Source organism: Klebsiella sp. 10982 (genome assembly GCF_048589245.1).
Taxonomy (GTDB): domain Bacteria; phylum Pseudomonadota; class Gammaproteobacteria; order Enterobacterales; family Enterobacteriaceae; genus Klebsiella; species Klebsiella quasivariicola.
This window is the reverse complement of the sequence record NZ_JBMAXV010000058.1, coordinates 1-21776: the sequence shown is the minus strand read 5'-3', so window position 1 is coordinate 21776 and position 21776 is coordinate 1. Positions and strand designations below refer to the sequence as shown.

Sequence of the window (21776 nt, the reverse complement as noted above, 5' to 3'; positions counted from 1 at the left end):
ATTTCTACATTTCCGTGCCATTTGTAGCCACGGGCAGCACTCCCGGAAGACGGAGCCCGCGACGGGAAATATGACGAGGTACTGCGTGCGCCATCGTCACGGAATTCATGCAAAAGAAAACCCCGGTTACGCCAGACGCGACAGGGGTTTTTTCATGGCTATCCTTCCCGCTTAACGGCGTTCGAGGATCTCAAAGCAGTAGCTGTGGGAGTTCTGCGCATCGGCATCATGAAACTCACTGAACACCGATTCCCACTCGTCCGGATCGTAATCCGGGAAATGAGTATCGCCTTCCACTTCCGCATCGATATGAGTCAGATACAGCTTCTGCGCTTTCGGCAGAAACTGCTCATACACGCGGCCACCGCCAATCACCATAATCTCTTCCACATCGCCGCAGGCGGCAATCGCTTCCTCAACGGAGGAGACCCACTGCACGCGATCGTCGCTGCCGGGTTTGCTGCTGATCACGATGTTTTTACGCCCCGGCAACGGGCGTCCAATGGATTCCCAGGTCAGACGCCCCATCACTACCGGCTTATTTAACGTGTTGCGCTTGAACCAGGCGAGATCGGCAGGCAGGTTCCATGGCATGGCGTTTTCCATACCAATCACGCGATCTACCGCTAACGCCGCAATCAGACTGATCATTCATTCATTCCTGAGTACAAAAAATTGTCGCCACTATACGGAAAGCGTACAACTTCGTCGACTGGGCGGAGAGTAAAGAATAAGAAAATTTTCTGATTTGCTGGCAAGCCCACGTTCGCGCCGTGGGCCGCCAGAAGAGGATCTAAAAGAAAACAAAATGTTACTGGTTAGCGTCAGGCAGAGGGCTTATTTTCCGGCTCATCGGCAATATCCCCGGTATGCCTGCCCTCTTCCGTTCCCTGCCAGCCATGGCGCTGCACCAGCGACAGATGATGTCGATCTTCGTTGATGATGCCGGTGAGCATATCGCTGGTACGCTTGAAGACCGCCACCCGCGACGCCGCGTCGTTTTCCGCCATCGCCACCATCTCTTCGACCATTTGCAGGTTGAAACGACGGAACAGATCGGCCCGCTCGCGCGCTTCATAGGCGCCAAGCCCCAGCGCCTCCAGCGTCATTCGGCCGGACTTCAGCGCCGCCTCGAAGGTTTCACGCTCCGGCGCGTCAACGCCAGCCTGACGCAGCTGGATATAATGATCGACATCGCGGGCGCGGGAGATAATCTGCAGATGCGGGAAATGTTCTTTCACCCTCGCCACCAGCTCCAGGCTGACGTGCGGATCGTCAATGGCATTGATCAGCACTTCCGCCTTTTCCGCACCGGCTGACTCCAGCAGATCGACCCGGGTGGCATCGCCGTAGAAGACCTTCATATCAAATTTGCGCAGGGTATCGACATGGTCCGGATCGTGATCGAGGATCACCATCTTCACCCCGCTTGAGAGCAGCAGTCGCCCGGCAATCTGTCCGAAGCGGCCAAAGCCGGCGACAATCACCCGCGGCTGCTCTTCATCAATCTCGTCAGCGTCACGCGCCTGGCCGCTGGACGATTTCTCCATGCGGGTCAGCAGCACCAGCAGAATGGGGGTTGCCGCCATCGACAGGGCGACCGCCAGGGTCAACGCCTTTGCCCATTCGCCGTCCAGTACATCCGCCATCCGCGCGGCGCCAAAGACCACAAACGCGAACTCACTTCCCTGCCCCAGCAGCACCGCAAACCAGCGGCGCTGGGCGCGCGGCACGCCAAGCGGCCTGGCGATAAGCCACAGCATCAGCATTTTTATCGCCAGGAAACCGACCAGCAAAATCACAATACGCAGCGGATGGGTCACGAGAGTGCCGAAATCAATCGACATGCCGACGCCGATAAAGAACAGCCCCAGCAGCAGTCCTTTAAACGGCTCAATATCGCTTTCCAGCGCATGACGATACTCGGAGCTGGCCAGCAGCACCCCGGCGAGAAACGCCCCCATCGCCATCGACAGCCCGACCTCTTCCAGCAATAAACCAAAGCCGAAAACCAGGAACAGGGCCACGGCGCTGAACACTTCGCGCAGTCCGGAACGGGCGACAAAGCGCAGCAGCGGACGGGTCAGATAGCGCCCCAGGGCCACCACCAGCGCCAGCGCCGCGGCCACCTTCAATGCGGAAAGAGCAAACGCCACCAGCGAGGTGGCGCCACCGCTGGCCGCCAGCAGCGGGATCATCGCCACCAGCGGGATCGCCGCGATATCCTGAAACAGCAGCACCGCGAAGGCGCTGCGCCCCATCTGCGACACCGTCAGATTACGCTCATTCATCGCCTGCATCGCAATGGCTGTGGAAGAGAGCGCCAGGGTCATGCCGATCAGCTCGGCCACCTGCCAGCGCAGGCCCAGCAGCATGCAGAACAAGCCGATCAACACCCCGCAGGCCACCATCTGCAGCGCGCCGCCGCCGAACACCGAGGCGCGTAGCTTCCACAGCCGTTGCGGATCCAGCTCCAGACCAATGACGAACAGCATCAGCACCACGCCGATCTCGGCAAAGTGCAGAATCGCCTCGGCGTCGGTCACCAGCCGCAGCCCCCACGGGCCGATAATACAGCCGGCGATCAGATAGCCCAGCACCGACCCCAGCCCCAGGCGGACGGCGATGGGCACAATCAGCGCCGCGGCGCCCAGGTAAATCAGCGCTTGTATCAGCGTATGGCTATCCATTCTGATGTGCCTCCTGCCAGTCAATTAAGCGTTGACGATAATGGCGGGCCTGCTCCTGCAGCGTTTCGTCATCGCAGATAAAGGTGCAGTGCATGGCAAACGGCGGCAGCCATTTCATGCCGCAGTAAAGCGCAGTTGCCTGCAACGGCTGCGCCAGCACCGGAAAACCGGGAAATGAACCGATGTCGAAGTGGCTTTCACCGCCGCCGGTGGTCACCGCCCACATCAGCGATTTACCGCGCAGGGCAATACCGTTGTGGCCATAGGCCCAGCCGTGCGCCAGCACTTTGTCCATCCACAGCTTCAGCAGCGGCGGTACGCTATACCACTGCATGGGATGCTGCCAGATAACCAGATCGGCACGGGCCAGCGCCGCCTGCTCGGCGGCGATATCGATATTAAAGTCAGGATAGAGTTGATAGAGGGAGCGTATCTCTACGCCTTCAAGCGTCCCTGCCTGTTCAAGCATTCGCTTATTCGCATGAGAATGCTGCGGATAAGGATGCGCATAAATTATCAGAATCATTGATTGGCCTGCGTTTGCTCTTGTCATAATCAGCAAGAGTGTAGACAGTTAAGCCAACGGCTTACAATGATAACTGTGATTTATGTCGCAGTGGGTTACGCATTTCGGGGTTGATTCTTGATCGCCACATCAGAATCGTTGTCGACCAGATCGCATTGCTTCGGTAGCAGAAAGGTCATTGTGCCGGCGATAATCAACGAACCGGCCAGGGCGCAGACCGCCACATTCTGGCCGTAGAGATACATCATCACGCCCACCAGATAGGGGCCACAGAATCCGCCGAGATTGCCCAGGCCATTGATCACTCCGCGTGCGCTGCCCGCCACCTCCGGCGAAGCGATACGCCCCGGCATCGACCAGAACGGACTGGTAGCCGATTTGAGAAAGAAACCGCAGATCACCAGTGCGATATAGGCCGCCACCATCTGGTCGCGGAGCACTACCGACGCCACCAGCGCTGCCGCAAAACTGTAGAGCGAGAAGCGAACCCACAGACGACGCTTACCGCTGTGGTCGCTGAACAACGAAATCACATAGATCCCGGCCAGCGTGGCGACAAACGGCAGCACCGCCAGGAAGCCAACGCTGGCCATGTTGCCGCCGGTTAACCCCTTCAGAATGGTCGGCAGCCACAGCGTGTAGCCATAATCCCCGGTCTGGTAGAAAAAATTGAGGATCACCAGCTTCATCAGTCCGGCATTACCAAACACATCCTTCACCGGCGCCTTGCTGACAGGGGCTTCTGCCTGCTTCGCCGCACGCTCGGCGGCCAGGGTGGTCACCAGATAGTCACGCTCGCGGGCGGGCAACCAGTGGGCCTCTTGCGGACGGTCGCTGATCATAAACCACCACACGACCAGCACCACCAGCGACAACAGCCCTTCGATGATAAACAGCCAACGCCAGTCAAGCGCCGCAATAATGGCGCCGGAGACCGGCGCGGTGAGCATGCCGCCGAGCGGGGCAAACATCATCACAAACGCGTTCGCGCGACCCAGCTCTTTTTCCGGAAACCAGTTACTGACCATAGTCAGCACTACCGGCAGCATTCCCCCTTCCGATACCCCGAGAATAAATCGCAGCACCAGCAGTTGATATTGATGAGTCACAAACCCTGTCGCCACGGAAACGATAGCCCAGGCTACCAGCGACCAGGCAATAAATTTTTTACCGCTGCCGTTAACCGCAATTCGCCCACCGGGAATTTGCAAAAATAAATAACCAATAAAAAAGATACCGCTGGCCACGCCGGCCATTTGGCTGGTAATGCCTAAATCGGCCTCCATGCCGCCTGGCAGGGCAAAGCTAATATTAACCCGGTCCATAAATGACATAATGCAGGCAATTAACACCGGCACAATGATACGCAGCCAACGGGTGCTGGGAATTTTCTCGTTCATATATTTGCACTCTCTATGCAGAGGTTATTGTTTTGATTGAGATCGCGCGGGTACAGAAATAAAAAGCTAATTAATCGATAGCGTTTGGCAGCGCTGCGCCGGCAAACCAGGCGGCGACGTTAGCAAAAACCACTTCGCTCATTTTCTGTCGTGTTTCCTGCGTGGCGCTGGCGACATGCGGCTGCAGCACCACGTTATCGAGGGCGATCAGCGCCGCCGGGACCTGGGGTTCCTGTTCGAAAACATCGAGCCCGGCCCCGGCGATAACGCCGTTTTGTAACGCGTGGATCAACGCCTTTTCATCCACCAGCGAACCGCGGGCAATATTGATAAGCCAGGCATGCGCCGGCATCACGTTAAACACCGAGGCGTCGATGATGCCGCGGTTCGCCTCGCCGCCGGATGCGGCAATCACCAGAAAATCGCTCTCATGCGCCAGGGTATGCAGGTCGGCACACCACTGATAATCGAGGCCCGCTATCTTTTTACGGTCGGTATACAGCACCTGCATATCAAAACCCCGCGCCCGGCGGGCGATCGCCTGGCCAATATTCCCCATACCCAGCAGGCCGATACGCTTCCCGCTGACCTGAGTCGCCAACGGCATACCACCGCTCAGCCAGCGTCCCTCGCGGACAAAGCGATCGCCCTGACAGAGCTGACGGGAGCCGGCCAGCAGCAGCCCCATCGCCAGGTCAGCGACATCATTCGTCAACACCCCGGAGGTGATGGTGACGGCAATTTGCCGCGAGCGGGCATACGCCAGATCCACCGCATCGGTACCGACGCCGAAGATGGCAATCAGCCCAGCCTGAGGCAGCAACTCAAGGACGCTGTTTGCTACGCCGACGTCGCCGCGAGTGACCACGACGGCAATGTTCTCTCCTTGTTCACGCAGAAAGGCGATCGGATCGTCCTGCTCGTAGAGACGCAGCAGCGGGAAATGCTCCGCCAGCTGCAGCTGCAGGGTCTCAATTACGGGGGCCACTAAAAGGACAGCGCGGGGAATAACACTCTTCATCAGATCACCTGTTTGACGTTTGGTTACGACGGTAGCCACTATCAAACGGGTTTTTATCGGGGGATTTTGCGATCTGTATCACGCTGAATCGTGTTAAAAATGCATGTTACCGGACGCGTGATCGTGAAGACAAAACGGCGACCAGACAGGCAATGGACCGCGCGCGCATTAACCTTTCGCTAACACACGACAGGCGCTAGCTGGTGGCCGTTAAATCGTTTCGCCCATCGACAGGCGGTAGTGGAGATCCACCTTTTCAATAGTGGGCAGTCCTTTGATTTTCTTTATTAAAATCTCTGTCGCCACCTTACCCATCTCGAAGCGCGGCGTCAGGACGCTGGCCAGCCGGGGAGAGACGATCTGGCCGATCTCCAGGCCATGAAAGCCCGCGATAGCCAGCTCCTGGGGCACGCTGATACCGGATGCCAGGCACTCCTGTAACACGCCCACCGCCAGGTCGTCATTAGTGCACAGGATACCGTCCATATCGGCGTACATTTGCCGCGCCAGGGTCATCATGCCGGTGCCAATGGAAACCGACGAGACTTTATTCGGCGCAATGCGCCCCACCGCCAGCCCGGCATTCTCCATCGCCCGACAGTAGCCCAGATAACGCTGCTCGTCGCGGACGTCGGACATCGAGCCGAAGTAGATGATCCGTCGTTTACCGCTGGCCAGCAGCATGGTGGTCATATCGAAGCCGGCCTGGAAGTTATCGAATCCGACGTTAATGCGTCCTGGATTCTCCGCCAGCCCCATCACTTCGGCGATCGGGATCTTCGCGGCATTCAGATACTTGTCCGCCCGCAGGGAGTGCACCGACTCGGTCAGCAGCAGTCCTTTCACGTTAAACGCCAGCACGGCGGCAATCTGCTCCTCTTCACGCTGGCGATCGTAGTCGTAATTCACCACCAGCGTCTGGTAGCCATGCCCGGCGGCAACAGATTCGATGCCGGCCAGCAGATCGGCAAAAATTTGATTATGAAAGGAGGGAATGAGTACGCCAATCCGCGGCACGGCGACGCTGGTCATCGCCGGATTATCCGGGTCGGGCTGATAGCCGATCTCCGCTATCACGCTGGCAATGCGCTCCGCCGTCTCCGGTTTCACCTTTTCCGGGGTGCGCAAATAGCGGCTAACGGTCATCTTGGTTACGCCAGCCAGCTCGGCAATATCATGGAGAGTAATGCGTTGTGCTTTCATCTGTGTGTCCGCCAAATACCTGACTGCTTCAGGCCATTATGCCTGTCGGGGTGGCAAAAGAGAATGCCAGTCCGTAGCCGTTAACCCGTTGAGTCAGCGAGATTTACCGGCAGCGTCACGTTTAAGGTAACCCCTTTTTGTAACACGGTTTCGAGTGATCTTCATCACAGTTTCCCCCGGTAAAAATCCGTGAGATAGGGCACAGGTTTTCTTCAGCCGCTAATCAGGATATCGAGATGAACGATCTTTTCAGCTTACAAGGTAAACGCATTTTAATTACGGGCGCAGGACAGGGGATCGGTTTTGTCATGGCCCAGGGTCTGGCGCAATATGGCGCAGAAATCATTATTAATGACCTTTCTGCCCCGCGAGCGGACGATGCAGTGATGAAGCTCCGCGATGAAGGCGCCATCGCCCATGCTGCGGTATTTAACGTGACCGATGCCGAGGCCGTTGAAGAGGCCATTGCCGATATCGAAGCGCATATTGGCCCAATCGACGTGTTATTCAATAACGCCGGGATCCAGCGTCGACACCCGTTTACCGAATTCCCGGTGCAGGAGTGGAATGATGTGATTTCGGTTAACCAGACGGCGGTGTTTCTCGTCTCTCAGGCCGTCGCGAAGCGCATGGTTGACCGCCAGCAGGGAAAAATCATCAATATCTGCTCCATGCAGAGCGAGCTGGGGCGCGACACCATCACCCCCTACGCCGCCGCCAAAGGCGCGGTGAAGATGCTAACCCGCGGGATGTGCGTTGAGCTGGCGCGGCACAACATTCAGGTCAACGGCATTGCCCCGGGCTACTTTAATACGGCGATGACCCGGACGCTGGTTGAGGATAAGGCGTTTACCGACTGGTTATGCAAACGCACCCCTGCCGCCCGCTGGGGCGATCCGCAGGAGTTGGTCGGCGCTGCCGTCTTTTTATCGTCAAACGCGTCGAATTTCGTCAACGGCCATCTGCTGTTCGTTGATGGCGGCATGCTGGTCGCGGTCTGAGTGAGGGAGCACATGATGGCAGGACAATGCATTATTTTGATGGGCGTCTCCGGGACCGGCAAATCCACCGTCGGTCAGGCATTGGCCCACGCGCTGGGGGCGAAATTTATCGACGGCGACGACCTTCATCCACGCAGCAATATCGTCAAAATGGCCACCAGCCAGCCGCTGAATGATGAGGATCGTCAACCGTGGCTGACGCGTATCGCCGACGTTATTTTCAGCCTTGAGCAGAAAAACGAGTCTGGTGTATTGGTCTGTTCCGCATTGAAAAAGCGCTATCGCGACCGCCTGCGTGAGGGGAACGCGAAGCTACGCTTCCTGTGGTTGACCGGGGATTATGACTGCATTTTGCAGCGTATGCGCCAGCGTAAAGGCCACTTTATGCCAGAGGCGCTACTGCGTAGCCAGTTCGCCGCCCTGGAGACGCCAGACGCCAGTGAAAGCGATGTTCTGGCCGTCGATATTACCCCCGACGTCGCCAGTATTGTCGCCCACTCATTAACGTTACTTCATCCGCAACAACCGCAGAGGATCCCGGCATGATTATCGATACCTTAACCGCCGCCGCCGAAAATGAGCTCTATCCGCCGGTGATTCGCCAGGCGCTGCAGGCCGTGTTACAGCAACAACCGCACGCGCTGCCGCCGGGGAAATATACCGTCGAGAGTGATAATGTGTTTTTTACCGTCGTCGAAGGCCATACCCGGCCGCTGGGCGAGCAACGTCCGGAATATCATCGTCAATATCTCGATATTCACATTGTGCTGAAAGGCGAAGAGATCATCGGTGCCGGGAATAAAGGGCTGCCGGTCGTTGAAGATGGCCCCTTCAACACGGCGCAGGATATCGGTTTCTGCCAGGCTATCGACAGCGAAACGCTGATTCATCTCCACCCGGAAGAGCTGGCGATCCTCTTCCCTGGCGAATTACACCGCCCGATGGCCTGCCTCGATCAAGGCGCAGCGTTGCGCAAAATCGTGGTCAAAATCGATCGCGCGCTGCTGTAACGCGATCGTTCGGCCCCGCACGCTCCCCGCGGGGCCTGGGATAACCACTTAGTTATCCAGCTCATCCATGGATTTTACCTGGTCGCGGTTAATCTGCTCCACGCGGCCGGTTTCAGCATTTTTGTAAGAAACGAGGCCGGTATCATCATCCACCTGCGGTTTGCCGCTGGTGACAATGGTCTTGCCGTCGGTGGTTTTGATCGACTGATTCGATGAGCAGCCGGCCACGAACATGATTGCCGTCGCTGCCAGTGCGGATGCCACCAGAATATTGTTCCGCATTGTATCCTCCTGTCTTTTCATCAATAGGTATCGTTATGGTGCTAACTATAGTTAGCCTGACCCGACAGGGGGTTAAAAGCAGAACTCTCCGAAGATGACCGCAGCCCATAAAAAAGGGCTGACGATGTCGTCAGCCCACGTTTGTAGCTATCCGGCCAGGCCGGTGCGCTTATTTGGTGATTTGCGCGTGCATTTCCTGAACCGAAATCACCTTATCGGTGGCGTCGGCGTTCAGGGCCATCGCGGTGGCAAAGCCGCCGTTCAGGGTGGTGTCATAGTGCACCTTGTACTGCAGCGCGCTGCGGCGGATCAGCTTGGAATCTTCAATCGCCTGGCGACCTGCGGTGGTGTTGATGATGTAGGTATATTCGCCATTCTTAATGCGGTCCTGAATGTGCGGACGACCTTCATGCACCTTGTTCACCAGACGCGGGTTAATGCCCGCTTCGCCCAGCACAATCGCCGTGCCGTGAGTCGCATCCAGCTCGAAGCCGAACTTCAGCAGCTTCGCCGCCAGGTCGACCACGCGCTCTTTGTCGCCTTCGCGGACGGAGAGCAGTGCGCGACCCTGTTTCTTCATGGTCGAGTTACTGCCCAGTTGCGCTTTGGCGAACGCTTCAGCGAAGGTGCGGCCGACGCCCATCACTTCCCCGGTAGAGCGCATTTCTGGCCCCAGCAGCGGGTCAACGCCCGGGAATTTGTTGAACGGCAGGACCACCTCTTTCACCGAGTAGTACGGCGGGATGATCTCTTTGGTCACGCCCTGCTGCGCCAGGGTTTTACCCGCCATCACGCGCGCCGCCACTTTCGCCAGCGGTACGCCGGTGGCTTTGGAGACAAACGGTACGGTACGCGCAGCACGCGGGTTGACTTCAATCAGATAAACTTCGTTATCTTTCACCGCGAACTGGACGTTCATCAGGCCACGAACCTGCAGCTCGAAGGCCAGTTTCTGCACCTGCTCGCGCATCACATCCTGAATCTCTTTGCTCAGGGTGTAGGCTGGCAGGGAACAGGCGGAGTCGCCGGAGTGAACGCCTGCCTGCTCGATATGCTCCATGATGCCGCCAATCAACACCATTTCGCCATCGCAGATAGCATCGACATCCACTTCAATCGCGTCGTCGAGGAAGCGATCCAGCAGTACCGGCGCGTCGTTAGAGACGCTGACCGCAGTCTGGAAGTAGCGGCGCAGATCCTGCTCGTCGTAAACAATCTCCATCGCCCGACCGCCGAGCACGTAAGACGGGCGCACCACCAACGGATAGCCGATCTCTTTTGCCTTCTCAACCGCTTGCTCAATCGCAGTCACGGTGGCGTTCGCCGGCTGCTTCAGTTTCAGGCGGTCAACCGCATGCTGGAAGCGCTCACGGTCTTCCGCACGGTCGATGGCGTCCGGGCTGGTACCGATAACCGGCACGCCGGCTGCTTCCAGCGCGCGCGCCAGCTTCAGCGGGGTCTGGCCGCCGTACTGGACGATAACGCCCTTCGGCTTCTCGATGCGCACGATTTCCAGCACGTCCTCCAGGGTCACCGGCTCGAAGTACAGACGGTCGGAGGTGTCGTAGTCGGTGGAGACGGTTTCCGGGTTACAGTTGACCATGATGGTCTCGTAACCGTCTTCACGCAGCGCCAGCGAGGCGTGTACGCAGCAGTAGTCAAATTCGATACCCTGACCGATACGGTTCGGGCCGCCGCCGAGAACCATGATCTTATCGCGGTCAACGGACGGGTTGGACTCACACTCTTCTTCATAAGTGGAGTACATGTAGGCAGTATCGGTAGCAAATTCCGCCGCGCAGGTATCCACGCGTTTGTAGACCGGATGCAGGTCATACTGGTCGCGCAGCTTGCGGATTTCCGCTTCACGCACACCCGCCAGCTTCGCCAGACGCGCATCGGCAAAGCCTTTACGCTTCAGGGTGCGCAGGAAGTCAACGTCGAGGCCGTTGATACCCACTTCCGCCACTTTCTCTTCCAGACGTACCAGCTCTTCAATCTGCACCAGGAACCAGCGATCGATGTTGGTCAGGTTGAAGACGCCGTCGACGGAGAGGCCCGCGCGGAACGCGTCAGCGATATACCAGATACGCTCAGCGCCGGCGTCTTTCAGCTCGCGGCGGATTTTGGTCAGCGCTTCCGGATCGTCGAGGCTCACTTTCGGGTCGAAGCCGGTGGCGCCCACTTCCAGACCGCGCAGCGCTTTCTGCAAGGATTCCTGCTGGGTGCGACCAATCGCCATCACTTCGCCGACAGACTTCATCTGGGTTGTCAGACGATCGTTGGCGCCGGCGAATTTTTCGAAGTTAAAGCGTGGAATTTTAGTGACTACGTAGTCGATGGACGGCTCAAAAGAAGCCGGCGTGCGGCCACCGGTGATGTCGTTCATCAGCTCGTCAAGGGTATAACCTACCGCCAGCTTGGCTGCCACTTTAGCAATCGGGAAGCCGGTCGCTTTGGAGGCCAGCGCCGAGGAGCGGGAGACGCGCGGGTTCATTTCAATAACGATCAGGCGACCGTTTTTCGGGTTGACCGCGAACTGTACGTTAGAGCCGCCGGTTTCGACACCGATTTCACGCAGCACCGCCATCGAGGCGTTACGCATGATCTGGTACTCTTTATCAGTCAGGGTCTGCGCCGGCGCAACGGTGATGGAGTCACCGGTGTGGATACCCATGGCGTCAAAGTTTTCAATCGAGCAGACAATGATGCAGTTATCGTTCTTATCGCGCACCACTTCCATCTCGTACTCTTTCCAGCCGATCAGCGATTCATCAATCAGCAGTTCGTTGGTCGGAGAGAGATCCAGGCCGCGTTCGCAGATTTCTTCGAACTCTTCGCGGTTATAGGCGATACCGCCGCCGGTGCCGCCCATGGTAAAGGACGGACGGATGATGCACGGGAAACCAACGTCGGCGGCAACCGCCAGCGCTTCTTCCATCGTGTGGGCGATACCAGAGCGCGCGGTGTCGAGACCGATTTTTTTCATCGCGATATCGAAACGGCGACGGTCTTCGGCTTTATCAATCGCATCGGCGGTGGCGCCAATCATAGTCACACCGAATTCAGCCAGAACGCCCTGACGCTCCAGCTCGAGCGCGCAGTTCAGCGCAGTCTGGCCGCCCATGGTCGGCAGCACCGCGTCCGGGCGCTCTTTTTCGATGATTTTACGCACCACTTCCCAGTGAATCGGCTCGATATAGGTGGCATCGGCCATTTCCGGGTCGGTCATGATGGTCGCCGGGTTAGAGTTCACCAGGATAACGCGGTAGCCTTCTTCACGCAGGGCTTTACAGGCCTGGGCTCCGGAGTAGTCAAACTCACACGCCTGACCGATAACAATCGGGCCCGCGCCCAGAATCAGGATACTTTTTATGTCTGTACGTTTTGGCATTGCTTTCTTCTCCGAAGAACCTGTTTATGGTCGTCGCGAGCGATGGGTAGACAAGGAAAAAATTTGTGAGAAAGCGCAGTTTACAAAACGTAAATGAGCATTTTGAACAAATTTTTAACGCCGTATTCCCGAGCACAGCAGAACATAAACAGGTTCTGATTATTTCGCGGACTGACGGTAGAGCTCAATTAACTCGATAAAGTGGTCGAACAGCGGTGCGGCATCGTGCGGCCCCGGGCTCGCTTCCGGGTGGCCCTGGAAGCTGAACGCCGGTTTATCGGTACGATGGATCCCCTGCAGGGTGCCGTCGAACAGCGACTTGTGGGTCACGCGCAGGTTAGCCGGCAGCGTGGCTTCATCCACCGCGAAACCGTGGTTCTGGGCGGTGATCATCACCACATTGTTGTCGATATCTTTAACCGGATGGTTGCCGCCGTGGTGACCGAACTTCATCTTAATGGTCCTGGCACCGCTCGCCAGCGCCAGCAGCTGATGGCCAAGGCAGATGCCGAACACCGGAATATCGGTCTCGAGGAATTTTTCAATCGCCTCGATAGCGTAATCGCACGGCGCCGGGTCGCCAGGGCCGTTGGAGAGGAAGATACCGTCCGGATTCAGCGCCAGTACGTCCGCGGCGGAGGTCTTCGCCGGCACCACCGTCAGGCGGCAGCCGCGGTCAACCAGCATGCGCAGGATGTTGCGTTTCGCACCGAAGTCATATGCCACGACGTGGAACGGCAGCTCGCTTTCCGCTTTCGCTTCCGGCAGATCGCCCGCCAGGGTCCAGCTGCCTTGCGTCCAGCTGTAGGTTTCTGCGGTGGTGACTTCCTTCGCCAGATCCATGCCGTTCAGGCCCGGGAACGCTTTCGCTTTTTCCAGCGCCAGCTGGGCATCCGGGCTGTCGCCCGCGATGATGCAGCCGTTTTGCGCCCCTTTCTCACGCAGCAGACGCGTCAGCTTGCGGGTATCGATATCGGCAATCGCCACGATGTTATGGCGCTTCAGATAAGAAGAGAGGTCTTCAGTACTGCGGAAGTTGCTGGCAATCAGCGGCAGGTCGCGAATAACCAGACCCTGCGCATGCACCTGAGAAGATTCTTCATCGGCGGCGTTGGTGCCGACATTACCAATATGAGGATAAGTAAGAGTGACGATTTGGCGGGAATAGGAAGGATCAGTGAGGATTTCTTGATAACCGGTCATTGAAGTATTGAAAACGACTTCCCCAACCGCCGTGCCGGTTGCCCCGATGGCCCGACCGTGAAACTGGGTTCCGTCTTCCAGAACCAATAGCGCTGACTTAATCAAAACATCCTCCAGAGAATATCCACTCACTTTATTTGCATATTAATTCATAAACACGATCTGAATCAATGCAAATCTGTTGCCCGCAGATTTTTGGCAAACGGCGGCATTCTGGAGAGATGTCGGATAAAAGTCAACTCAAAGCGGAGATTTTTAATGCCATTTTACGCCACTGGCGCATAAGACGTGATTTTTACGCCAAAAAGATCAACAAACCTGCCTTAGAAAACGCTTGCGGACGTGGAAGAGTGTAAAACAGAGCGCTAACCAGCAAAAAAGTGGACCAGATGGTCAAAATTTACATTCCATTCACTAAAAAACAGGCAAAGAAAGCATGTTTTAGCCATTTCATCAAAAACAAATCATGTAATGCGCAAAAATAAAAAAGGGCAACAAAATATTGCCCCTTGCATCAATAACTTATTGATAGCAATAACCACATCACGATGGGTAATAATCGTTATAAAGCATTCAGATCCAGCACATCACGCATATCAAATAGGCCATTTTTCTTAGCTTTCAGCCATAAAGCTGAACGAACGGCGCCATTAGCAAACGTCATTCGGCTGGACGCTTTATGGGTGATTTCAATACGCTCGCCGATATCAGCAAACATCGCGGTATGCTCTCCGACGATGTCGCCTGCACGGACGGTCGCAAAGCCGATAGTGCCCGGGACACGTTCGCCGGTATGACCTTCACGACTGTAAACGGCGCAGTCCTTCAGATCTTTGTTCAATGCGCCGGCGATCGCTTCGCCCATCGCCAGCGCGGTGCCTGACGGCGCATCCACTTTATGCCGGTGGTGCGCTTCGATAATTTCGATGTCGGTATAGTCGCCCATCACCTTCGCCGCCTTCTCCAGCAGCTTTAACAGGACGTTGACGCCGACGCTAAAGTTAGCGGCGAAGACAATGGCAATCTCCTCGGCAGCATCGCGAATCGCCAGTTTGCCCGCGTCGTCAAACCCGGTGGTGCCAATAACCATCCCTTTACCATGTTCACGGCAGAAGGCCAGGTGGTTCAGCGTGCCTTCCGGGCGGGTAAAATCGATCAGGACGTCGAAATCGTCTTTAACCGCCGACAGGCTGCTTTGCACCGTAACGCCCGCTTTTCCTGCGCCCGCCAGCTCGCCGGCATCGCTGCCCACCAGACTGGATCCTTCGCGCTCCAGCGCCGCGCCCAGCGCCACGCCTTCCATCTGCAGCGCAGCCTGAATTAACTGGCGTCCCATCCGGCCGCCCGCGCCGGCGATGGCCACGCGGATTTGTGCATCATGCATAGCTATTCTCTTTTGTTAACATTACGTAAATTGTTTTCAGAGTAACCAGCCCATCAGCGGGCCGCTACTCAAAAACGCCGATAATTAGAAATTTATGACAAACGGCGGACGATATCAGTAAAAACTATAAGTTTGTGCCGCAAATCCACGTTTACGCAGTGACAACCAGCAAGAGAAATGAGGATGCTCCGCCCCCACAAGGCGGGCGGAGACGGGGTGGAAGGAATTACTGCGGGAAAAGCGCGCCGCCAGGAAAGGCGGATAAAAACCAGGTCACCGCCAGTAAATCAGCGCTGCCGCCGGGGCTGAGGTGGCGGGCAATCAGCTCATCGTCAAACTGGCGCATCGCCTCCAGTCCATCGTCAGCCAGCACGCCTCCCTGCCACAGCAATCGCTGCGCTTCCTGCTGGACATAGTTCAGCCCGGCCAGCCCGCCGCGCGAGACGAGATTAGTATCATCATTCCACGCCATCAGGTGCAGCAGGGTTTGCAGCAGCGCCAGGTTGCTGTCGCTGGTTTCCGCCATCACACGGTTAAAGACCGGCAACGCCTGGGTGCGCACCGTCAGGAATCCACTCTCTGCCTCGCCGCGCGCGCCGGCGAGGCCATAACGCAGAAAATGAGCCTCGCCTTTACTGAGTCGCTCCCCGTTAGCCGAGGATAATTCCTGCATAACCATGCCGCGACAGAAGCGTGCCACCTGATCGCACAGCCGATGTTGTTCCATCGGCTCTCCCTTCGACGCCAGCCTGCCTGCCGCCGCGCTCAGCAGACCAAAAGCGAAGATCGCCCCCCGATGGGTATTCACTCCGCCGGTCACTTCCAGCATATCGTTCTCGCAGGCCATTCCCACCGGGCGCAGCATCATCAATACCTGCTCCGGCGCGACCGCCGCGGTATCGTGGCCCATGATATAAAACTTTTCCATCCACGGGGCCACCACGGCGGTGCTGGCTTCAAACGAGGCCAAATCCATATCGTGGTGCGCGCCAGCGTTACGAATATCCACTAACCCAGGCTTGGGGGTCAGGCGAACTTCGGTTAACAGTGCGCGCTCCACCGCGCTGACGATCTCATCTGCAGTCATTGCCGTCACGCGCTGCAAACGCGGAGGATGGATTAACACGTTGTTCATCGCCTTTTCCCCTCTGCGCTTAGTCGCTGTTTTTAACCTGACGAATCACATCGATGACCGAGCCGTCGCGATAGCGCACGACTGCGACCACCCGATCGGTAAATTCGATCGGCTGCGGCTTGCCGGTCAACAGCTCTGCACGCTGCTGCAGTTCCTCAATGGTCATCAGCGGGATACCCGCGTTGCGCAGATTGTCGATCAGGTCCTGACGCGCCGGGTTTACCGCAATGCCGTGGTCAGTGACCAGCACATCCACGCTGGCCCCCGGCGTGACGCGGGTCAGCACCTTTTCCACGACGCAGGGAATACGGCCGCGAACTAACGGTGCGGTAATAATGGTCAAATCCGCACCGGCGGCGGTATCGCTGTGGCCACCGGACGCCCCGCGCAGCACACCGTTAGAACCGGTCATCACGTTGACGTTAAAGCCAGTATCAATCTCCAGCGCGCTGAGCAGAACCACGTTCAGTCGCTCGCAGGAGGCGCCTTTCGAGCCTGGACTGGCATACTGGTTGGTGGAGATCTCGACATGGTTCGGGTTCTGCGCCAGCGAGCGCGCCGCGTCACCATCGAAGGACTGGGTATCGAGCAGCGTTTTTATCAGTCCCTTTTCGTGCAGATCGACCATCGTGCCGGTAATGCCGCCGAGGCCGAAGCTGGCGGTAATGCCGTTACGGCGCATTTTATCTTCCAGGAAGCGAGTCACGGCCAGCGAAGCCCCACCGGTACCGGTCTGCAGCGAGAAACCCTCCTTAAAGTAACCGGAATACTCAACCACTTTCGCCGCCTGGCGGGCGATCAGTAGCTCGCGCGGGTTACTGGTCAGACGGATGGCGCCAGCGGTAATCTTTTCCGGATCGCCGACTTCGTCTACCTGGACAATCAGATCGACCTGATCCTGGGCAATACTGGCCGGGTAGTTAGGATAATCCACCCACTCTTCAGTCAGCAGTACCACGCATTTAGCGTGCTCGGCATCGACGCGGGCGTAGCCCAGCGAACCGCAACGTGACTTACCGCTAAAACCGTTGGCGTTGCCAAATTCGTCACAGCAGGGAACACCGAGAAATGCCACATCAATGGACAGCTCGCCGCTTTGGATCAGCTGTACACGCCCTCCGTGAGAATGGATCTGCACCGGGTTTTCCATCAGGCCGGCGGAGATCTCTTCCCCGAGTTTGCCACGCAGGCCGGAGGTGTAGATCTGGCGGATCACACCGTTCTTTATATGCTCGATCAGCGGCCAGTGAGCATCAATCAGCGAACTGGACGCCAGGGTGAGATCGCGAAATCCCATTTCCGCCAGCTTCGCCACCACCATATTGACGACTTTGTCGCCGCCGCGAAACGCGTGGTGGAATGAAATGGTCATCCCGTTTTGCAAGCCGGAGCGACGAATCGCCGTTTCCAGCGAATCGCAGATTTTGCGCTGGCGCTTTTCGCTCTCGCTCGCCAGCCAGGGGCTTTTCGCCGTTACGCCGGCATAAGGAGTCAGTCCATTCGGCATCACGTACTGCTGATTAAGCATTGCTACTGTCTCTTTCATCTTGTTCCCCTTAATCACGAATACCGGAAGCCGAGAGCGCCACCACTTTGCGAGCGTGGTCAATAATCGGTCCATCGATCATCTTGCCGTTCAGCGATACCACGCCAAGACCGCGCGATTCTGCCTCTTCCGCAGCAGCTATCACCTCCTGCGCATGGTCGACCTCTTTACGCGTCGGGGCATAGACCTGGTGCAACAGTTCAATTTGTCGCGGGTTAACCAGCGATTTGCCGTTAAAGCCGAGGTTCTTCGCCAGGTTCGCTTCCGCGAGGAATCCCTCTTCATTATTGATATCCGACCACACCACGTCATAGGCGGCGATACCGGCGACGCGGGCGGCGTGCAACACCGCACAGCGGGCATAGAACAGTTCGGTTCCATCGCCGCGGGAGGTGCCCATATCCATGACGTAGTCGAAGGCCGCCAGAGCAATTGCCGCCAGCCGCGGGCTGGCGCGGGCGATCTCAACCGCATTCACCACGCCCAGCGCCGACTCGATAGCCGCCATGAGTTTGGTGCTGCCGACGTCCCGGCCGCACTCACGTTCAATACGCGCGACGTGAGCTTCCAGCTCATGGATATCTTCTTTGCTGTCGGTTTTCGGCAGACGCACCATATCCACGCCTGCACGCACCACCGCTTCAAGATCGGCAAGACCGAAGGGCGTATTCAATGGGTTAATACGCACTACAGTTTCGATATCCTGATACAGCGGATGCTGCAGCGCCTGATGCACCAACAGGCGAGCGGTATCTTTTTCGCGTAGCGACACGGCGTCTTCAAGGTCAAACATCACCGCATCGGCGCCGTAAACGAAGGAAGTACTTAACATGGCGGCATTGGCGCCGGGGATAAACAACATACTGCGACGGGGTTTCATAGCTGGCTCCATGGCACTTGGGACTGTTGTGCAGCGCGCAGCGCCGCAGCCTGAACGCGAGCACGCAGAACGCACTCCAGCGCACCTTTATCATCGACCACCACGTTGGCCTGGCTGACGCCAAGCTGCGCCAGCGTTTCTCTGACCACCTGTTCAATCGCAGCGCCAAACTGCTGCTTCACAATGCTGTCGATCTCCAGCTGAATACCCGGCTGCGCCGTCGGCCCAATCCTGACCATCACATCGCTGGACTCCAGCGTGCCGGCCAGGGCGTCAATTTTCATTTCCATAGAGGCAAATCCTTGGTTATGGCCTATAAATCAGGCGGTTTGATGTTCATTTTCCGCCAGTTGCATCAGAAAAGTGAGCGTACCCGGCGGCACCAGCGCCGCCACGGCCTGCCAGTTGCGCTGCCGGTAAAGCTCGCGCACGCGGGAAGCCGAGATCGGGGCGCCGTTTTGTTCGATTCGCGCCAGTTCAACCACCTTTACAGGCGGGGTATCGCCAGGTGCTTCCAGCAACACTTTCATACGCTCGTTGTAATGGCGGGTCAGCGAGCACAGTGGTTCTGTGCCGACAAAACGATGGGTTATCTGCAGCGCTGGCGCTAAACGCTCGCGGAACAGCTGAAGGTCAATCTGGCTGTGGCTGTCATCGACCGCGCCCTGATCTTTGAGAAAATAGCCGGGAAAGGTGGCCCGCGAGATGATATATGCCGAGCCGGGATGTAACGTGACCTTGTCGATACCGACAATCCCCTTTTCAATGAGCGTGAAGCGATCCTGATAGGAGAAACAGGATGCATCTTCTTTCACCACGAACAGATGTAGCCAGTCGCACTGTCGGGCCGCCTGCTCCACCAGCCAGCGGTGGCCGAGGGTGAAAGGATTGGCGTTCATCACAATGGCGCCAATTTTGCGTCCCGGTTGGCGGTACATGGCCAGCTGGCGGCAGTAGCGGGTGAGGCGTTCCCGGCTATTTTCCAGTAACACAGCGCGATCGCCGGCCTGGGCTATTGGCCAGAAGCCAGCCCCCGAAAACAGCGCGGCGTTAGAAGGTTTCGTAAAGAGAAACAGCTCACTGCGCCCCAGCTCATAGGCCAGAGTGAGTAATTCCGTCAGTAATTTCAGGCTCAGCCCTTCTCCCTGCAGCGAGGGATCGACCGCGATGCACTTCAGCACGTTACCGGCAATGGCGCCGCAACCGACCAGCCGCTGCTGATACTCGGCGACGATCGCCATTTCACAATCAGCCTCTAATGAGAGCTGATGTTGACGCAGAAATCGGTCGATCGCCTCTCGCCGCGGTTTATCCTTTTGTAGCTGAACGCGTTTTAATATCAGAGTCATTTTTTAGCGCTTCGTTATTCCAAAACGACCTGTATTTCGCCAGCGTTCGGCTATGGATTCTTGTATTTAAATCACAGTTTTTCTCGTGGCTTAATTGGCTTTATGGTTTTTATGTTGTTAATTAATTCAGCATCATTAAACCAATTAAATTAATAAAAAACACGAGTATTCAGTGAAGGTAATCACACCTTGGCAGTGATTCTATTTATTACTATGCGCCGGTCTTAATACTCCATCAATAAACAGGATAACGTTTATGACTAACATGAGCCACGCTCCGGCAACGGAGAAAAAGGGCGTTAGCGACCTGCTGGGATTCAAAATCTTCGGCATGCCGCTGCCCCTTTATGCGTTTGCGTTAATTACGCTATTACTTTCCCATTTCTTTAACGCGTTACCCACCGACATTGTCGGCGGCTTCGCCATAATGTTTATTATTGGCGCCCTGTTCGGTGAAATTGGCAAACGTCTGCCAATATTCAACAAATATATCGGTGGAGCCCCGGTGATGATTTTCCTGGTGGCGGCTTATTTCGTCTATGCCGGTATTTTCACGCAGAAAGAGATCGATGCCATCAGCAACGTGATGGATAAGAGTAACTTCCTTAACTTATTCATCGCAGTATTAATTACCGGGGCGATCCTTTCCGTGAACCGCCGTCTGCTGCTGAAATCGCTGCTTGGCTATATTCCGACGATCCTGATGGGCATTATCGGCGCATCTATTTTCGGCATCGCTATCGGCCTGGTGTTCGGTATTCCGGTGGATCGCATCATGATGCTCTACGTCCTGCCGATCATGGGCGGCGGCAACGGCGCGGGCGCGGTACCGCTGTCGGAAATTTACCACTCCGTCACCGGCCGCTCTCGCGAAGAGTACTACTCTACCGCCATCGCCATCCTGACCATCGCCAACATCTTCGCCATCATTTTTGCCGCGGTACTCGATATCATCGGTAAAAGACACACCTGGCTAAGCGGTGAAGGCGAGCTGGTGCGTAAAGCCTCGTTCAAAGTCGAAGAGGACGAGAAAGCGGGTGAAATCACCCATCGCGAAACCGCTGTCGGCCTGGTGTTGTCCACCACCTGCTTCCTGCTCGCTTATGTCGTAGCAAAGAAAATTCTGCCCAGCATTGGCGGCGTTTCTATTCACTATTTTGCGTGGATGGTGCTGATTGTCGCAGCGCTGAACGCCTCTGGCCTGTGCTCACCAGAAATCAAAGCCGGTGCCAAGCGCCTGTCTGATTTCTTCTCCAAACAGCTGCTGTGGGTCCTGATGGTCGGCGTCGGCGTTTGCTACACCGACCTGCAGGAAATCATCAATGCCATTACTGTCTATAACGTCGTTATCGCCGCCGTAATCGTTATCGGCGCAGTGCTCGGCGCGGCGATCGGCGGTTGGATGATGGGCTTCTTTCCGATTGAATCGGCGATCACCGCGGGCCTGTGTATGGCCAACCGCGGCGGCTCCGGTGACCTGGAAGTCCTTTCCGCTTGTAACCGAATGAACCTTATTTCCTATGCGCAAATCTCTTCCCGTTTGGGCGGCGGTATTGTGCTGGTCATCGCCAGTATCGTGTTCGGCATGATGATTTAACCCATTTGCACGGTGACGCCGTTGAACTCACGACGTAAATGGCTATCAGGGTCCAATGCCGGGAGCGGCAGAGGGAAATCCACCCTGCTCCTTAGCCGGAAACGCCAGAAACGTCGCCAGTCAGCGCGCCATCGTGCCCCTATTGAGATGTACCA

General features: G+C 56.8%; 19 protein-coding genes. 4 read left to right on the top strand and 15 right to left on the bottom strand.

The window, feature by feature from the left end:
• Positions 1-171: 171 nt before the first annotated feature.
• The 6 genes from folA to ACKLKD_RS25585 form a co-directional block, all read right to left on the bottom strand.
• The gene (gene folA, locus ACKLKD_RS25610) at positions 172-651 is read right to left on the bottom strand and encodes a type 3 dihydrofolate reductase (RefSeq protein WP_002888320.1); all 480 of its coding nucleotides are present in this window, start codon (positions 649-651) and stop codon (positions 172-174) included.
• A 173-nt stretch (positions 652-824) separates the two neighbouring features.
• Positions 825-2690: a glutathione-regulated potassium-efflux system protein KefC gene (gene kefC / locus ACKLKD_RS25605; protein ID WP_025713771.1), complete on the bottom strand. Its 1866-nt coding sequence runs from the start codon at positions 2688-2690 to the stop codon at positions 825-827.
• Positions 2683-3216, bottom strand: a complete 534-nt coding sequence (kefF, locus tag ACKLKD_RS25600; RefSeq protein WP_025713772.1) for a glutathione-regulated potassium-efflux system oxidoreductase KefF — start codon at positions 3214-3216, stop codon at positions 2683-2685. The genes kefC and kefF overlap by 8 nt, the downstream gene beginning before the upstream one ends.
• 95 nt (positions 3217-3311) lie before the next feature.
• Positions 3312-4616 (bottom strand): MFS transporter, encoded by a 1305-nt coding sequence (locus ACKLKD_RS25595; protein WP_025713773.1) that lies wholly within the window; start codon positions 4614-4616, stop codon positions 3312-3314.
• Positions 4617-4686: 70 nt separating this feature from the next.
• A complete protein-coding gene (locus ACKLKD_RS25590; RefSeq protein ID WP_012542880.1) occupies positions 4687-5637 on the bottom strand; it encodes a 2-hydroxyacid dehydrogenase in 951 nt (316 codons plus the stop codon).
• 210 nt (positions 5638-5847) lie between these two features.
• Complete coding sequence (locus ACKLKD_RS25585; protein ID WP_008807481.1) at positions 5848-6840, bottom strand: LacI family DNA-binding transcriptional regulator; 993 nt, start codon at positions 6838-6840, stop codon at positions 5848-5850.
• Positions 6841-7076: 236 nt separating this feature from the next.
• Here ACKLKD_RS25585 and idnO point away from each other — a divergent pair, with 236 nt between their 5' ends.
• Genes idnO through ACKLKD_RS25570 form a run of 3 tightly spaced genes read left to right on the top strand, consistent with a single transcriptional unit; the run spans position 7077 to position 8851 of the window.
• The gene (idnO, locus tag ACKLKD_RS25580) at positions 7077-7841 is read left to right on the top strand and encodes a gluconate 5-dehydrogenase (protein ID WP_025713774.1); all 765 of its coding nucleotides are present in this window, start codon (positions 7077-7079) and stop codon (positions 7839-7841) included.
• A gap of 15 nt (positions 7842-7856) precedes the next feature.
• On the top strand, positions 7857-8387 hold the full coding sequence (locus tag ACKLKD_RS25575) for a gluconokinase (RefSeq protein WP_025713775.1): 531 nt from the start codon (positions 7857-7859) through the stop codon (positions 8385-8387).
• Positions 8384-8851 (top strand): YhcH/YjgK/YiaL family protein, encoded by a 468-nt coding sequence (locus ACKLKD_RS25570; RefSeq protein WP_025713776.1) that lies wholly within the window; start codon positions 8384-8386, stop codon positions 8849-8851. The genes ACKLKD_RS25575 and ACKLKD_RS25570 overlap by 4 nt, the downstream gene beginning before the upstream one ends.
• A gap of 48 nt (positions 8852-8899) precedes the next feature.
• On the opposite strand, the gene ACKLKD_RS25565 is transcribed toward ACKLKD_RS25570, so the two are convergent.
• The 9 genes from ACKLKD_RS25565 to citC all read right to left on the bottom strand — a co-directional run bounded on the left by ACKLKD_RS25565 (position 8900) and on the right by citC (position 20024).
• A complete protein-coding gene (locus tag ACKLKD_RS25565; RefSeq protein WP_002888059.1) occupies positions 8900-9133 on the bottom strand; it encodes a YgdI/YgdR family lipoprotein in 234 nt (77 codons plus the stop codon).
• A 169-nt stretch (positions 9134-9302) separates the two neighbouring features.
• Positions 9303-12527 (bottom strand): carbamoyl-phosphate synthase large subunit, encoded by a 3225-nt coding sequence (gene carB / locus ACKLKD_RS25560; RefSeq protein WP_025713777.1) that lies wholly within the window; start codon positions 12525-12527, stop codon positions 9303-9305.
• Between the two features lie 159 nt (positions 12528-12686).
• Positions 12687-13835, bottom strand: a complete 1149-nt coding sequence (gene carA / locus ACKLKD_RS25555) for a glutamine-hydrolyzing carbamoyl-phosphate synthase small subunit (RefSeq protein WP_025713778.1) — start codon at positions 13833-13835, stop codon at positions 12687-12689.
• Positions 13836-14292: 457 nt separating this feature from the next.
• The gene (gene dapB / locus ACKLKD_RS25550; RefSeq protein ID WP_025713779.1) at positions 14293-15114 is read right to left on the bottom strand and encodes a 4-hydroxy-tetrahydrodipicolinate reductase; all 822 of its coding nucleotides are present in this window, start codon (positions 15112-15114) and stop codon (positions 14293-14295) included.
• A gap of 226 nt (positions 15115-15340) precedes the next feature.
• Positions 15341-16249, bottom strand: coding sequence for a triphosphoribosyl-dephospho-CoA synthase CitG (gene citG / locus ACKLKD_RS25545; protein ID WP_025713780.1), 909 nt, complete (start codon positions 16247-16249; stop codon positions 15341-15343).
• Positions 16250-16268: 19 nt separating this feature from the next.
• Positions 16269-17795 carry a citrate lyase subunit alpha gene (citF, locus tag ACKLKD_RS25540; RefSeq protein ID WP_025713781.1) on the bottom strand — a complete coding sequence of 509 codons (1527 nt, stop codon included), beginning with the start codon at positions 17793-17795 and terminating at the stop codon, positions 16269-16271.
• A 10-nt stretch (positions 17796-17805) separates the two neighbouring features.
• Complete coding sequence (gene citE / locus ACKLKD_RS25535; protein WP_025713782.1) at positions 17806-18675, bottom strand: citrate (pro-3S)-lyase subunit beta; 870 nt, start codon at positions 18673-18675, stop codon at positions 17806-17808.
• Complete coding sequence (gene citD, locus ACKLKD_RS25530; RefSeq protein WP_042929679.1) at positions 18672-18965, bottom strand: citrate lyase acyl carrier protein; 294 nt, start codon at positions 18963-18965, stop codon at positions 18672-18674. Before citD ends, citE begins: the two co-directional genes overlap by 4 nt.
• Positions 18966-18995: 30 nt before the next feature.
• Positions 18996-20024, bottom strand: coding sequence for a [citrate (pro-3S)-lyase] ligase (gene citC / locus ACKLKD_RS25525; protein WP_025713784.1), 1029 nt, complete (start codon positions 20022-20024; stop codon positions 18996-18998).
• Between the two features lie 256 nt (positions 20025-20280).
• Between citC and citS the strand changes: the two genes are divergently transcribed.
• Positions 20281-21621, top strand: a complete 1341-nt coding sequence (gene citS, locus ACKLKD_RS25520; RefSeq protein ID WP_025713785.1) for a citrate/sodium symporter CitS — start codon at positions 20281-20283, stop codon at positions 21619-21621.
• Positions 21622-21776: the final 155 nt, after the last annotated feature.

Bases quoted from the DNA above. Each gene is read 5' to 3' on its own strand.
- idnO (WP_025713774.1), top strand. From the start codon at position 7,077: ATGAACGATCTTTTCAGCTTACAAGGTAAACGCATTTTAATTACGGGC.
- citS (WP_025713785.1), top strand. From the start codon at position 20,281: ATGACTAACATGAGCCACGCTCCGGCAACGGAGAAAAAGGGCGTTAGC.
- folA (WP_002888320.1), bottom strand. From the start codon at position 651: ATGATCAGTCTGATTGCGGCGTTAGCGGTAGATCGCGTGATTGGTATG.
- citD (WP_042929679.1), bottom strand. From the start codon at position 18,965: ATGGAAATGAAAATTGACGCCCTGGCCGGCACGCTGGAGTCCAGCGAT.
- ACKLKD_RS25590 (WP_012542880.1), bottom strand. From the start codon at position 5,637: ATGAAGAGTGTTATTCCCCGCGCTGTCCTTTTAGTGGCCCCCGTAATT.
- dapB (WP_025713779.1), bottom strand. From the start codon at position 15,114: ATGCATGATGCACAAATCCGCGTGGCCATCGCCGGCGCGGGCGGCCGG.
- ACKLKD_RS25585 (WP_008807481.1), bottom strand. From the start codon at position 6,840: ATGAAAGCACAACGCATTACTCTCCATGATATTGCCGAGCTGGCTGGC.
- citE (WP_025713782.1), bottom strand. From the start codon at position 18,675: ATGAAACCCCGTCGCAGTATGTTGTTTATCCCCGGCGCCAATGCCGCC.
- ACKLKD_RS25570 (WP_025713776.1), top strand. From the start codon at position 8,384: ATGATTATCGATACCTTAACCGCCGCCGCCGAAAATGAGCTCTATCCG.
- ACKLKD_RS25595 (WP_025713773.1), bottom strand. From the start codon at position 4,616: ATGAACGAGAAAATTCCCAGCACCCGTTGGCTGCGTATCATTGTGCCG.
- citF (WP_025713781.1), bottom strand. From the start codon at position 17,795: ATGAAAGAGACAGTAGCAATGCTTAATCAGCAGTACGTGATGCCGAAT.
- kefF (WP_025713772.1), bottom strand. From the start codon at position 3,216: ATGATTCTGATAATTTATGCGCATCCTTATCCGCAGCATTCTCATGCG.
- citG (WP_025713780.1), bottom strand. From the start codon at position 16,249: ATGAACAACGTGTTAATCCATCCTCCGCGTTTGCAGCGCGTGACGGCA.
- citC (WP_025713784.1), bottom strand. From the start codon at position 20,024: ATGACTCTGATATTAAAACGCGTTCAGCTACAAAAGGATAAACCGCGG.
- ACKLKD_RS25565 (WP_002888059.1), bottom strand. From the start codon at position 9,133: ATGCGGAACAATATTCTGGTGGCATCCGCACTGGCAGCGACGGCAATC.
- kefC (WP_025713771.1), bottom strand. From the start codon at position 2,690: ATGGATAGCCATACGCTGATACAAGCGCTGATTTACCTGGGCGCCGCG.
- carB (WP_025713777.1), bottom strand. From the start codon at position 12,527: ATGCCAAAACGTACAGACATAAAAAGTATCCTGATTCTGGGCGCGGGC.
- ACKLKD_RS25575 (WP_025713775.1), top strand. From the start codon at position 7,857: ATGGCAGGACAATGCATTATTTTGATGGGCGTCTCCGGGACCGGCAAA.